The organism is Streptomyces sp. NPDC004539 (assembly GCF_040610055.1).
GTDB lineage: Bacteria > Actinomycetota > Actinomycetes > Streptomycetales > Streptomycetaceae > Streptomyces.
On sequence record NZ_JBEXLS010000009.1, the window covers coordinates 236,755 to 249,484 of the forward strand.

Here is a 12,730-nt window from a genome sequence, read left to right on the forward strand (position 1 = left end):
GGTGTGCTGAACGGCTGCTAGCTCAGGGCGAGTTCGGGGCGGTACAGGTCCAGCCAGACGGCCAGGTCGAGGGTGCGTTCGAGGCCCCGGCGTTCGGCCTGGCCGCTGACGGGGTCGGTGCGGTGGGCGAGGTCGTGGAGGCGGGCCTTGTCGACGAGGTCGAAGACGGGGTGGGCGGGGTCGGCGAGGAGGTCCTTGGCCTGGGCGCGCAGGGCCGTCGCGTACGCGGGGTCCTGCGTGGAGGGGTAGGGGCTCTTGACCCTGTCGTACACGGACTTGGGGAGGACGTCGGCGGTCGCCTCGCGCAGGAGGCTCTTCTCGCGGCCGTCGAAGGACTTGAGGGCCCAGGGGGTGTTGTAGACGTACTCGACGAGGCGGTGGTCGCAGAAGGGGACGCGGACTTCGAGGCCGACGGCCATGCTGGCGCGGTCCTTGCGGTCGAGGAGGATGCGGACGAACCGGGTGAGGTGGAGGTGGGACATGCGGCGCATGGCGTACTCGAAGTCGCTCTCGCCGTCGAGGCGCCGGATGCCGCCGACGGCGGTGCGGTGGCCGTCGGTGACGTAGGTGCCGAGGTCGAGGGCGGTGAGCAGGGCGGGGTCCAGGGTCTCGGCGTCCTGGCCGAAGTGGCGGCCGAAGCTGACGAGCCAGGGGAAGGTGGTGCCCTGGCGGGCCTGTTCGTCGAAGAACTGGAGGTAGCCGCCGAAGACCTCGTCCGCCGACTCGCCGGAGAGGGCGACCGTCGACTCGCCCCGGATGGCGCGGAACAGCAGGTACAGCGAGGCGTCCATGTCGCCGAAGCCGGCGGGCAGGTCGCGGGCGCGGACGACCTTGGCGCGGATCTCGGGGTCGGCCAGGGCCTGGGGGTCCAGGACGATGTCCTGGTGCTCGGTGCGGGCGGTGCGGGCGACGTCGTGCACGAAGGGGGTGTCGGGGGTGCCGCGCAGGTCGTCGGCGACGAAGCGGTCGGTCTGGCCGACGAAGTCGACGGCGAAGCTGCGGACCTTCTCGCCGTGCTCCCCCAGTTGGCGGGCCGCTATCGCCGTCATCGCGGAGGAGTCGAGGCCGCCGGAGAGGAGGGTGCAGCGGGGGACGTCGGCGACGAGCTGGCGGCGGACGATGTCGTCGAGGAGTTCCCTGACCGTCGCGATCGTGGTGGCGCGGTCGTCGGCGTGGGGCCTCGTCTCCAGCTCCCAGTAGACGCGCCGGCGCAGGCCGTCCCGGCCGACGGTGACGACCGTGCCGGGTTCGACCTCCGCCATGCCGTCCCACACCGCGTGGCCCGGCGTCTTGACCATGGTGAAGAGTTCGCGCAGGCCGTCGAGGGTGACGCGGGGGCGGGCCAGGGGGTTGGCCAGGATCGCCTTGGGTTCGGAGCCGAAGAGGACGCCGTCGTCGGTCGGGTAGTAGTAGAAGGGCTTGATGCCCATCCGGTCGCGGATCATGACGAGTTCGTCCCGGCGGCCGTCCCAGACCGCGAACGCGTACATGCCGTTGAGGCGTTCGGCGACCTCGTCGCCCCATTCCAGGTAGCCGTGCAGGACGACCTCGGTGTCCGAGTCGGTCGTGAACCGGTGCCCCCTGCCGGCGAGTTCACGGCGCAGCTCGGTGAAGTTGTACGCCTCGCCGGAGTACACCATCGCGACATGGCCGTGAGCCGTCGCGAAACTCATCGGCTGCCGCCCGCCCGGCAGGTCGATGATCGCCAGCCGCCGGTGCCCGAGCCCCACATGCCCCTCGGCCCACACCCCCCGGTCGTCCGGCCCCCGGCACGCCATCGTCTCCGTCATCGCATCCAATACCGCACCCTCGTCCGCCAGTTCACGGCCGTAGGAAACCCATCCAGCGATCCCACACATACCCGTCCTCCACTCCGGATTCCCTCTCGGCCCCCCGCCCCACCTGTGCGAACACACACGGCAGGCACGCCCGACCGGGAAACAAGTTGTAACCACCACTCACCTCCGAGAGTCCGCCGCACCACACCCCCGGTCAACACGCCCGTAACAAACACCGCACCCCCAACCACCCGTTTCCGGCCCGACTTTGCCGCCCCCAGACCCCGGCCCCCACCCACCACCACCCGTCACCCGCCCAGAACCGGCCACGGGCAAAAACTTCCCCACACCCAGCGGACACTCCGCCGTACACCGACGCACGGCAACACCTAGCTTGCTAGGATGCTAGCATCGGATTCGTGAGTGACGAGGGAGTCAAACAGTTCAACGTGTACCTGCCGGTCGGGCTGATCAAGCAGGTCAAGTTCCGGGCCATCGAGTCGGGCATGTCGTTGTCGGCACTCGTGGCCGACGCGCTGCGGGTCTACCTCGATGACGCTCATGGGGACGAAGAGCGGGCACCCGAGAAGGAGGCATGACGTGACGACCGAAGGTATCGAGGCCGTGTTCCTCACGACGCACAACTGGGGCAAGGCGGCGAAGTTCTTCCAGGAGCTGGGGTACGAGCTGGAGTTCGCGACGGACCACAGCTCCGGGCAGCTGCGCAACGGCGACAGTCCGTACGTGTTCATCGCGGAGGTTCCCGAGGACCAGGAGCCTCAGACGCGGATCGTGCTCAAGGCGCCGCGCGCGGAGGGGTTCGACGCCGATCCGGTCGTCGAGGTGGTCACGCCGTTCGAGGACACGCACTACGGGACGAGGGAGATGACCGTCCGCGATCCCGACGGGCGGCTGTGGAGCCTCCAGGCTCCCGCCGGGGACTGACGGGGGGCGACGAGAGAGGGGACGTCATGCCGTACGAGCAGATCGAGGAACCCGACAACACCGCCGTCCGGACCGCCCTCTGGCGGGCGCTGCATCTCCGGGCCGACTCACCCCCGCATGTGTTCGAGGACGAGATCGGCCTGCGGCTGGCGGACCCCGGCGACGGCTGGCGGGACCGCCCGGACATGGACCCGAGGGCCACCGCCGGATTCCGGGCGGCCGTCGTGGCCCGCGCCCGCTTCGTCGAGGACCTGGTCGCGGAGCGGGCCGACAGCGGCGTGACCCAGTACGTCGTCCTGGGCGCCGGTCTGGACACCTTCGCCCAGCGCCGCCCCCAACTCGCCTCCCGCCTGGACGTCTTCGAGATCGACCAGCCCGGCACCCAGGCGTGGAAGCGCCACCGCCTGATCGAACTCGGCTACGGCGTCCCCGCCGGACTCCATCTGGTCCCGGTCGACTTCGAGGCCGACGAGGACTGGCTGAAGAACCTCACCGAGGCCGGCTTCGACCCCGCCCGCCCAGCGCTCGTCGTCTCCACCGGCGTCAGCATGTACCTCACCAAGGACACCACCGCCGCCACCCTGCGCCGGATCGCCGGCCTCGCCTCCGGCACGACGCTCGCCATGACCTTCCTGCTCCCGGCCGGCCTCGTCGCCGACACCGACCGCCCCGGCCTCCGCACGAGCGAGGACGGAGCGCGTGCCTCCGGAACCCCGTTCATCAGCTTCTACACCCCCGAAGAGATGCTGGCGCTCGCCCGGACGGCCGGCTTCGAGGACGCCCGGCACGTCCCGGGGACCCTGCTCGCCGAGCGCTGGTTCACCGGCCGGGCCGACAGCCTCCGCCCGTCGAGCGGAGAGAGCTTCCTGCTGGCCACCACCTGACCCGGCGACCGGGCTCTCACACCGCAGAAACCCGGCGCCGGGTTCAGCCCCCAGTGGACTCCGCCTCGGCCACGTCATCGCGCCGACGGCCGCGGCCCCCTCACGCCGCGTTCCTCTCCGCCGCCTCCACCACGTTCGCCAGCAACATCGCCCGAGTCATCGGCCCCACTCCCCCAGGCATGGGGGCGATCCACCCGGCGGTGCGGGAGCAGTCGGGGTGGATGTCTCCGACGAGGCCCGAGTCCGTGCGGGTGATGCCGACGTCGAGGACGGCCGCGCCGGGGCGGAGCATGTCGGGGGTGACGAGGCCGGGGACGCCGGCGGCGGCCACGACGATGTCGGCCTCGCGGACGTGCCAGGCCATGCCCTGGGTGCCGGTGTGGCAGAGGGTGACGGTGGCGTTCTCGGAGCGGCGGGTGAGGAGGAGGCCGATGGGCCGGCCGACGGTGACGCCCCGGCCGATCACGCAGACCCGGGCGCCGGCGAGGGGGACGTCGTGGCGGCGCAGGAGTTCGACCACGCCGCGCGGGGTGCAGGGCAGAGGCGCGTCGACGCCCAGGACGAGCCGGCCGAGGTTCACGGGGTGGAGGCCGTCCGCGTCCTTCGCCGGGTCCATGCGTTCCAGGACGGCGTTCGCGTCCAGGTGTGCGGGGAGCGGGAGTTGGACGATGTAGCCGGTGCAGTCGGGGTCCGCGTTGAGCCGGTCCACCGCCTCCTCCACCTGCGCCTGGCTCGCGTCCGCCGGAAGGTCGACGCGGATCGAGGCGATCCCGACCTGCGCGCAGTCCCGGTGCTTGCCGGCGACGTACGCACGGCTGCCGGGGTCGTCGCCGACGAGGACCGTGCCGAGACCGGGCGGCCGGGCCCCCGCCGCGGTCAGCTTGGCCACCCGGTCGGCGAGTTCGCCCCGGAGTGCGGCGGCGGTCGCCTTCCCGTCGAGCAGTCGCGCTGTCATCGCGTTCCCCCTCAGCCGCGCAGCCGGGACATGGTCGGGTCGAACAGCGGCTCCTCGGCGACCACGGCGGCCACCCGCCGGTCGAAGTAGCCGATCTCCAACGCCGTTCCCGGCACGGCGAGTTCGGCGGGGAGCCAGGCGTACGCGATGCCCTTGCCGATCGTGTAGCCGTAGGCGGCGCTGGTGACGTACCCGACGGCGCGCTCCCCGTCGTACACGGGCTCCTTGCCGAGGACGACGTCGTACGGGTCGTCGATCGTCAGGCAGGTCAGCTTGCGCCGGACGTCCGAACTGCGTCGCTCCAGGGGCTCCTTGCCGATGAAGTCGCCCTTGTCGGGCTTCACGGCGAAGGCGACGCCCGCCTCGTAGGGGTCGTGCTCGTAGGTCATGTCGGTGCCGAAGGAGCGGTAACCCTTCTCCAGGCGGAGGCTGTTGAAGGCGCCGCGGCCGGCGATCACGCCGCCGAGGGGTTCGGCGGCCCGGCGCAGGGTGTCCCAGAGTTTCAGGCCGAGGTCGGCGGTCGTGTAGATCTCCCAGCCGAGTTCGCCGACGTAGGACAGGCGCATGGCGGTCACCGGGACGCTGCCGATGTGGGCCTGCTTGGCGCGGAAGTACTTGAGGCCGTCGTTGCTGAAGTCGTCGTCGGTGAGGGGCTGGAGGACCTTGCGCGCGAGGGGTCCCCACAGGCCGATGCAGCAGGTCCCGGCGGTGATGTCGCGGACCTGGACGGTGCCGTCGGCGGGGAGGTGGCGGGTGAGCCAGTCGAGGTCGAGGTTGCCGTTGGCGCCGATCTGGAAGCGGTCGCGAGCGAGGCGGGCCACGGTCACGTCGCTGCGGATGCCGCCGTCGTGGTCGAGGAGCAGCGTGTACGTCACCGAGCCGACCGACTTGGCGACCTTGCTGGTGGTCAGCCGCTCCAGGTACTCCGCCGCGCCGGGGCCGGTGACCTCCAGGCGTTTGAGGGCCGTCATGTCGTACATGGCGACGGTCTCGCGGGTGGCCTGCGCCTCGGCGCCGACGATCGGGGACCAGTACCGGGCCGCCCAGTCGTTCGGCACCGGGATCGAACGGCCTTCCAGGAGGGCGGAGTTGGCCTCGTACCAGTGGGGGCGCTCCCAGCCGTTCGCCTCCAGGAAGAACGCGCCGTGCGCCTCCTGCCTCGCAAAGAACGGACTCGTGCGGATCGGGCGGGGGTCTCCGGAGGGCTGGAGGGGGTGGAGGATGTCGTAGACCTCGACGAAGTTCTGGCAGTCGCGGGCGAGGACGTACTCCGGGGTGAGCTGGTGCGGCTCGAAGCGGTTGACGTCGCACTCGTGGAGGTCGAAAGAGGAGCAGTAGCCGTCGACGAGCCACTCGGCCATCGCGCGGCCGACGCCCGCCGAGTGCGTCACCCACACGGCTTCGGCGACCCAGAAGCCCTTGACGTCCGGCGACTGTCCGAGCAGCGGGAAGTTGTCGGTGGTGAAGGAGAACAGGCCGTTGATGCCCTCGTCGACCTTGGTGTCCTTCGTGGCGGGCAGCAGGGACTGCGTCTCGGTCCAGGCGTCGGCGAAGTCGTCCTCGGTGAACTCCAGGACGGACGGCATGGGCCGGTCGTCGTCGAAGGTGAGGATGTCGTCGGCGGAGACCGGCATGGGGCGGTGGCCGTAGTAGCCGATGCCGAGGCCGTCGTAGCGGTCGCGGTAGTAGAGGTCGGCGTCCTGGTGGCGCAGGATCGGGCGGACCGCCTCCTCGGTCTGCCCGGCGAGGGCGGGGACCGGGCCGGTCCAGGCGAGCTGGTGGGCGAGCGGGGTGAGGGGGAGGTTCATCCCGGCCATGCGGGCGATCTTCGGGCCCCAGATGCCGGCGCAGCACACGACGATGTCGGCGTCGAGGTCGCCGCGGTCGGTGCGGACGCCGGTGACGCGGCCGGCGTCCTGGAGGATGTCGAGGACCTCGTGCCGGTCGAGGAAGCGGACGCCGTTCGCGGTGGCCCGGCGGATCTGGGCCTCGACGGCGAGGACGGCCTTGGCGAGGCCGTCGGTGGGGACGTGGAGGCCGCCGAGGACGCGGGAGCGGTCCAGGAGGGGGTGCTTGGCGACGCAGGCGTCCGCGTCGATCAGTTCGGCCTCGACGCCCCAGGCGGTGATCCAGCCGTGCCGGCGCCTCAGTTCGGTGAGGCGCTCGGGGGTGGTGGCGACTTCGAGGCCGCCGACCTGGAGGAAGCAGGGCTGGCCGTCGACGTCCAGCGAACAGAACTTGTCCACCGTGTAGCGCGCCAACTCGGTCATGGTCTTCGAGGAGTTGGCCTGGAAGACCAGTCCCGGGGCGTGCGAACTGGACCCTCCGGTGGCCGGCAGCGGGCCCTGGTCGACCACCGTCACGTCGGTCCACCCGCGCTGCGCGATCTCGTCCGCGAGCGCCGCGCCGACGACACCTGCTCCGATGATGACCACCCGGGGTCCCGTCATCGCCGCACCTCCGATTGAGTTGCTTTTTACGCAACAGACTTCAGGTTGCGCAACTCAATGTGCCCGGCGCGCAAGGGGGTGTCAAGAGGGCCGGTGACCTCGCGGGAACCCGCGCGCAAGGCCCCCGGAAAACGGCAATGCCCGGTGGGCGGCGCGCACTTGAGCGCACCGCCCACCGGGCGTCCCGACGGCGTCTACTTCAGCCAGGCGTCCACCTTCGCCCGGTTCGCCTCGACCCACTTCTTCGCCGCCGCCTCCGGGGTCATCCGGTCCACGGCGATGTACTTGGCGACGATGTTCTGGTCGTCGTTGGTCCAGTGGAACTTCTTCACGAGGTCGTAGGCGGGCGACCCGGACTTCGCGAACCGGGCGCTGACGATCTTGTCGAGGTCGTAGAGGGGGTAGTCACAGGCGATTTTCTCGGCGTTCGCGTCACAACCGGCCTTGTAGGCGGGCAGGTCGACCTTCACCAACGGGACTTCCGTCATGAACCACTGCGGCTCGTAGAAGTAGCCGATCACCCATTCCTTGTTCTTCTCGGCCTTGCGGTACGCCTGGATCAGCGCGGTCTCGCTGCCCGCGTACACCACCTTGAAGTTCAGCTTGAGGTTCTTCACGAGCGCTTCGTCGTTGGTGACGTAGGAGGGGTCGCCGTCGAGGAGCTGGCCCTTGCCGCCGGACTCGGAGGTCTTGAAGTTCGCGGCGTACTTGTTGAGGTTCTCCCAGTTCGTGATGTCGGGGTGGGCCTTGGCCAGCCACGGCGGGACGTACCAGCCGATCACGCCCTCGTTGCCCGTGGAACCCGCCGAGACGGCCGTCTTCTGGTCGGTGATGTACTTCTTCTTGAGGTCGTCGTGCGCCCAGTTCTCCAGGACGGCGTCCACCTCACCGGTCCCGAAGCCCTGCCAGGCGATCTCCTCCTTGAGGTCCTTCTGGACGACCTTGCAGCCCAGGTCGTTGGCCGCGACGTACGCGACGACCGCCGCGTCCGCCTGGTAGCCGACCCACGGGTTGACCGCGAGGTTGAAGGTGCCGCAGGTGCCGTGGGACCCCGCCGCCGGGGCCATGTCGCTGACCTTCGCCCACCCGCACCCGGCGGTGAGGCTGAGGGAGAGCGCCACGGCACCGAGCCCGGCCCGCCTCTGTCGTGTCATCGAGTCGTGCTCCTCCGCGCGGCGGCCTGGGTGATCCGGTCGAACATGACGCCGAGCAGCACGATCGCGAGCCCGGCGGCGAGCCCCTTGCCGTACAGCTGGCCCTGCGAGAAACCGGCGACGACGTCGTAGCCGAGGGCGCCCGCGCCGACGAGGCCGCCGACGACGACCATCGACAGGACGTAGATCAGCCCCTGGTTGGTGGCGAGGGTCAACGCGCCCCGAGCCATGGGAAGTTGGACCTTGGTGACGAGCTGCCAGGTCCCGGCGCCGGCCGAGGTCGCCGCCTCCACGGTCGCCTCGGGGACGTTGCGCACCCCGTCCGCGATGATCTTGATGGCGACGGGGGCGGCGTACACCACGGCGGCGACGATCGCCGTGAACCGGGTCGCGCCGAACAGCGCGAGGAACGGCACCAGGTAGACGAACGCCGGCATGACCTGCGCCGCGTCGAGGGTGGGGCGCAGGACGCGGTCCGCGGTGCGGCTGCGGCCCATCCAGACGCCGAAGACGACACCGAGGAGCATCACCATGACGGTCGCGACGGCCGTGGAGGCGAGCGTCGTCATGGAGTCCGACCACAGCCCCGTACCGATCAGCAGCCCCACGCAGACCGCCGCCGTGATCCCGGCCCGCAGGCCGCCGAGGATCGCGCCGACGCCGACGAGGGCCGCGCCGACGAGCCACCACGGGGAGTCGGTGAGCAGCGTCTGGAAGGGGTTGAGGAGGCCGGTGGTGACGGCGTCCCGGAAGCCGTTGGTCAGTCCGGAGAGGTTGTCCTGCGCCCAGGTGGTCGCCGAGTCGGCGGCGTTCGCGATCTTCTCGCCGGTCTGCCCGCTGCCCGGGAACTGGGCGGCCCAGACGTAGGTGTGGGACAGGTAGACCATGACGGCGACGCCCGCCGTACCGGCCGCGAGGAGGTGGGGACGCCACTTCCACGAAGAACGCCCCCGTTCGGCGGCGGCCGTGGTGACGCGGTCCAGGACGATCGCGAGGACGACGATGGCGAGCCCGGCGTTGAAGGCCGTGCCGACGTCGAGGGACTGGAGGGCCTGGACGACGGTCTTGCCGAGGCCGGGCGCGTCGATGAGGGCGGCGATGGTGACCATGGCGAGGGCGGCCATGATGGTCTGGTTGACGCCCATGACGACGGTCCGGCGCGACATCGGCAGCAGCACCTTGCGCAGTGCCTGGCTCCTGGTCGCGCCCAGGGACTCGGCGGCCTCGACGGTCGTCGGGGGGACCGCGCGGATGGCGTGGGCGGTGATGCGGATCGCGGGCGGCGCCGCGTAGATGAGGGTGGCGATGGTCGCGGAGGCCGGGCCGATGAGGAAGAACAGGGTCAGCGGGGCGAGGTAGACGAAGGTCGGCATCGTCTGCATGAAGTCGAGGAACGGCGTCAGGACGCGGTTCACCCGGTCGGAGACGCCCGCCCAGACACCCAGCGGGATGCCGATGAGGAGGGCGAGGAGCACGGCCGACAGGGTGAGCGCGAAGGTGTCCATGCTCTCCTGCCACAGGCCCTGGAGCCCGAGGAAGGTGAAGCCGGCCGCCGCGAGCAGCGCGACCCGCCAGTTGCCCACGGCCCACGAGACGAGGGCGACGATCCCGACGACCCCGAACCAGCCGATCTGCGGGACGGGCCGGCCGTCCGGCGGCTGGGAGATCAACTCCTGGACGAAGACCACGAGATGGTCGATCGCCGAGCGGATGTCGTTGAAGAAGTACAGGAAGAGCGGGTTGGAGTCGCGGTTCGCGCCGACGGAGTCGTTGACGTCGTTGAACCAGCGGTGCAGGTCGGTGAGGTCGGCCGCGGCGAGGGACAGCGTCTGCTTCCCCTTGAGCACGGCGAACAGCAGCAGCCATCCCACGAGAACGGCCGCGACCGCCCGGGGCCGGGTCAGCCACTGGGCTGACGGCGTGTCAACCGGTTCGGGTTGCAGGGGTGTTGGGGGTTTCTCCAGGGTCGTCGTCATCGCCCGGCCACCACCGCGAGGATCTCGTCGTCGCCGACGATCCCGAGCAGCTTGCCGTTCTCGACGACCTTCACGGGCTTGTCGGCGGCGAGCACCGCCCGGGTGGCCTCGCGCACGACGACGTCGGGGCCGAGTTCGGGGCCGTCGAGGTCGTCGTCGTCCTGCTTGGGGCGCATGATCCAGCGCAGGGTGAGGACGTCCCCGCGCGGCACGTCCTGGACGAACTCGCGGACGTAGTCGTCCGCCGGGGCGCCCACGAGTTCGTCGCCGGTGCCGCACTGGACCATCTTGCCGTCGCGCATGATGAGGATGCGGTCGCCGAGCTTGAGGGCCTCGGAGAGGTCGTGGGTGATGAACACCATGGTCTTGCCGACCTCGTGGTGCAGCCGGACGACCTCGCTCTGCATGTCCCGGCGGATCAGCGGGTCGAGCGCGGAGAACGGCTCGTCGAAGAACAGCACCTCGGGGTCGCCCGCCAACGCCCGGGCCAGGCCGACGCGTTGCTGCATGCCGCCGGACAACTGGTCGGGGTAGGAGTTCTCGTACCCCGAGAGGCCGACCAGCTCGACGACCTCCAGGGCCCGTTTGACGCGTTCGGCACGCCCGGCGCCGCGTATCTCCAGGCCGAAGGCGACGTTGTCGACGACCTTGCGGTGCGGCAGCAGCCCGAAGTGCTGGAAGACCATGGAGAACTTGCGGCGGCGCAGCTCGCGCAGCCGGGCGGGGTCGGCGTCGCGGATGTTCTCGCCCTCGAAGACGACCTCGCCGGAGGTGGGTTCGATCAGCCGGGTGAGACATCGCACGAGGGTGGACTTGCCGGAGCCGGACAGGCCCATGACGACGAAGACCTCGCCGGGGGCCACGTCGAAGCTGATGTCCCGGACGGCGGCGGTGCAGCCGGCGCGGTCCATGAGCTCGCGGCGGCCGAGGCCGCTCAGTTCCTCGGAGCCGGGGACCTGGTCGGCCTTCGGTCCGAACACCTTCCACAGGTCACGTACGGAGATGACCGGGGTTCCGTCCGAGTCCTCGGGTGTGCCGCGCCGCTGCGGCACCTCAGTCTGTGTGGGGAGCACAGTCGGACCTCTTTTCAGGTGTCCCGGCGCTTCAGCCGCTGAACCAGCGCTGGGGCCGGGGTCGGATGTTCTGCCAGATGTGTTTGGGCTCCCGGTATTCGTCGAGGCCGGTCGGTCCCAACTCCCGGCCCACTCCCGAGCGCCCGAAGCCACCCCATTCCGCTTGCGGCACATAAGGGTGGTAGTCGTTGATCCACACGGTGCCGTGGCGCAGCCGCCGGGCGACCCGCTGCGCCTTCCCGGCGTCCTCGGTCCACACCGCCCCCGCGAGCCCGAACTCCGTGTCGTTCGCGATGCGTACGGCGTCGTCCTCGTCGGTGAAGCGCTCCACGGTGAGGACGGGGCCGAAGGACTCCTCGTGCACGACGCGCATGTCCTGGGTGCAGGCGTCGAGGACGGTCGGCGGGTAGTAGAAGCCGCCCGCGAGCGCGGGGTCGGCGGGGCGTTCGCCGCCGCAGCGCAGCACGGCGCCCTCGGCGATCCCCGCCGCGACGTACGCCTCGACCTTCGCGAGGTGCTGGGCGGAGATCAGGGCGCCGGTCTCGGCGTCCGCGTCGAACGGGCCGCCGAGGCGGATCAGCCGGGCCCTGCGGACGACCTCGTCGACGAAGCGGTCGTGCAGCGAGTCCTCGACGATCAGGCGGGCGCCGGCCGAGCAGACCTGGCCGGAGTGGAGGAAGACGGCGGTGAGCGCGAAGTCGACGGCCGTCTCGAAATCGGCGTCGGCGAACACCACGTTGGGGTTCTTGCCGCCGAGTTCCAGGGCCGTCTTCTTGACGGTCGCGGCGGCGCTCGCCATGACGCGCTTGCCGGTCTCCAGGCCACCGGTGAAGGAGACCAGGTCGACGTCGGGGTGGTCCGCGAGGGGGGCGCCCGCCTCGGCGCCCGCGCCGAGGACGAGGTTGGCGACGCCCGCAGGGAGGCCGGCCTCTTCGAGGGCGCGCATGAGGAGGATCGCGGTGGAGGGGGTCAGCTCGCTGGGCTTCAGGACGAGCGTGTTGCCCGCGACGAGCGCCGGGGCGACCTTCCAACTGGCTTGCAGCAGCGGGTAGTTCCAGGGGGTGATCAGTCCACAGACGCCGACCGGGGCGTACTCGACGCGGCTGATGGCGTCGTCGCGGCCGGTGTCGATGACGCGGCCGGCGGAGGTGCCGGCGAGGCCGCCGTAGTAGCGCAGGCAGGAGACGACGTCGGCGATGTCGTACTCGCTCTCCACCAGCCGTTTGCCGGTGTCGAGGGACTCGGCGCGGGCGAACTCCTTGGCGTCCCGCTCGATCAGGTCGGCGGTGCGCAGCAGGACGGCGCCCCGGTCGCGCTCCGGGGTGCGGGGCCAGGGGCCGGTGTCGAAGGCGCGGCGGGCGGCGGCGATCGCCGCTTCCGTGTCGGCGCGGGTCGCCTCCGCGACACTCGCCACGAGCGAGCCGTCGGCGGGACATCGGATCTCACGGCGGCCTCCGGCGGCCGAATCCCGCCACTCGCCGTCCACGTACAGGTCTGCCACGCGCCGTGCCCTTC

The 12,730-nt window shown here is 70.9% G+C and carries 10 protein-coding genes; 3 read left to right on the forward strand and 7 right to left on the reverse strand.

Annotated features, from left to right (window positions below; all coding sequences use genetic code 11):
- Nucleotides 1-17: 17 nt before the first annotated feature.
- Nucleotides 18-1,859, reverse strand: a complete 1,842-nt coding sequence (gene asnB, locus ABZX85_RS20985) for an asparagine synthase (glutamine-hydrolyzing) (protein ID WP_355870501.1) — start codon at nt 1,857-1,859, stop codon at nt 18-20.
- A gap of 338 nt (nt 1,860-2,197) precedes the next feature.
- On the opposite strand from asnB, the gene ABZX85_RS20990 reads away from it, so the two are divergent.
- The 3 genes from ABZX85_RS20990 to ABZX85_RS21000 are packed head-to-tail and all read left to right on the forward strand — an operon-like array spanning nt 2,198 to nt 3,607.
- Entirely contained in the window at nt 2,198-2,377 is a 180-nt protein-coding gene (locus tag ABZX85_RS20990) for a CopG family transcriptional regulator (RefSeq protein ID WP_355870504.1), read from the forward strand.
- Nucleotide 2,378: 1 nt separating this feature from the next.
- Complete coding sequence (locus ABZX85_RS20995; protein WP_355870507.1) at nt 2,379-2,723, forward strand: VOC family protein; 345 nt, start codon at nt 2,379-2,381, stop codon at nt 2,721-2,723.
- A 26-nt stretch (nt 2,724-2,749) separates the two neighbouring features.
- On the forward strand, nt 2,750-3,607 hold the full coding sequence (locus tag ABZX85_RS21000; protein WP_355870510.1) for a class I SAM-dependent methyltransferase: 858 nt from the start codon (nt 2,750-2,752) through the stop codon (nt 3,605-3,607).
- A 100-nt stretch (nt 3,608-3,707) separates the two neighbouring features.
- On the opposite strand, the gene ABZX85_RS21005 is transcribed toward ABZX85_RS21000, so the two are convergent.
- The 6 genes from ABZX85_RS21005 to ABZX85_RS21030 form a co-directional block, all read right to left on the reverse strand.
- Nucleotides 3,708-4,562, reverse strand: a complete 855-nt coding sequence (locus ABZX85_RS21005) for a bifunctional methylenetetrahydrofolate dehydrogenase/methenyltetrahydrofolate cyclohydrolase (protein ID WP_355870513.1) — start codon at nt 4,560-4,562, stop codon at nt 3,708-3,710.
- A gap of 11 nt (nt 4,563-4,573) precedes the next feature.
- Nucleotides 4,574-7,012: an FAD-dependent oxidoreductase gene (locus ABZX85_RS21010; protein WP_355870516.1), complete on the reverse strand. Its 2,439-nt coding sequence runs from the start codon at nt 7,010-7,012 to the stop codon at nt 4,574-4,576.
- Between the two features lie 194 nt (nt 7,013-7,206).
- Nucleotides 7,207-8,166: an ABC transporter substrate-binding protein gene (locus ABZX85_RS21015; protein ID WP_355870519.1), complete on the reverse strand. Its 960-nt coding sequence runs from the start codon at nt 8,164-8,166 to the stop codon at nt 7,207-7,209.
- Nucleotides 8,163-10,142 (reverse strand): ABC transporter permease subunit, encoded by a 1,980-nt coding sequence (locus ABZX85_RS21020; RefSeq protein ID WP_355870522.1) that lies wholly within the window; start codon nt 10,140-10,142, stop codon nt 8,163-8,165. The genes ABZX85_RS21015 and ABZX85_RS21020 overlap by 4 nt, the downstream gene beginning before the upstream one ends.
- Complete coding sequence (locus ABZX85_RS21025; protein ID WP_355870525.1) at nt 10,139-11,215, reverse strand: glycine betaine/L-proline ABC transporter ATP-binding protein; 1,077 nt, start codon at nt 11,213-11,215, stop codon at nt 10,139-10,141. Before ABZX85_RS21025 ends, ABZX85_RS21020 begins: the two co-directional genes overlap by 4 nt.
- 31 nt (nt 11,216-11,246) lie before the next feature.
- A complete protein-coding gene (locus ABZX85_RS21030; protein ID WP_355870528.1) occupies nt 11,247-12,716 on the reverse strand; it encodes an aldehyde dehydrogenase family protein in 1,470 nt (489 codons plus the stop codon).
- Nucleotides 12,717-12,730 lie beyond the last annotated feature (14 nt).

What these genes read in the sequence shown, in the direction of transcription:
- ABZX85_RS21010 (WP_355870516.1), bottom strand. Translation starts at nt 7,012, where the DNA reads ATGACGGGACCCCGGGTGGTCATCATCGGAGCAGGTGTCGTCGGCGCG.
- asnB (WP_355870501.1), bottom strand. Translation starts at nt 1,859, where the DNA reads ATGTGTGGGATCGCTGGATGGGTTTCCTACGGCCGTGAACTGGCGGAC.
- ABZX85_RS21005 (WP_355870513.1), bottom strand. Translation starts at nt 4,562, where the DNA reads ATGACAGCGCGACTGCTCGACGGGAAGGCGACCGCCGCCGCACTCCGG.
- ABZX85_RS21015 (WP_355870519.1), bottom strand. Translation starts at nt 8,166, where the DNA reads ATGACACGACAGAGGCGGGCCGGGCTCGGTGCCGTGGCGCTCTCCCTC.
- ABZX85_RS21000 (WP_355870510.1), top strand. Translation starts at nt 2,750, where the DNA reads ATGCCGTACGAGCAGATCGAGGAACCCGACAACACCGCCGTCCGGACC.
- ABZX85_RS21020 (WP_355870522.1), bottom strand. Translation starts at nt 10,142, where the DNA reads ATGACGACGACCCTGGAGAAACCCCCAACACCCCTGCAACCCGAACCG.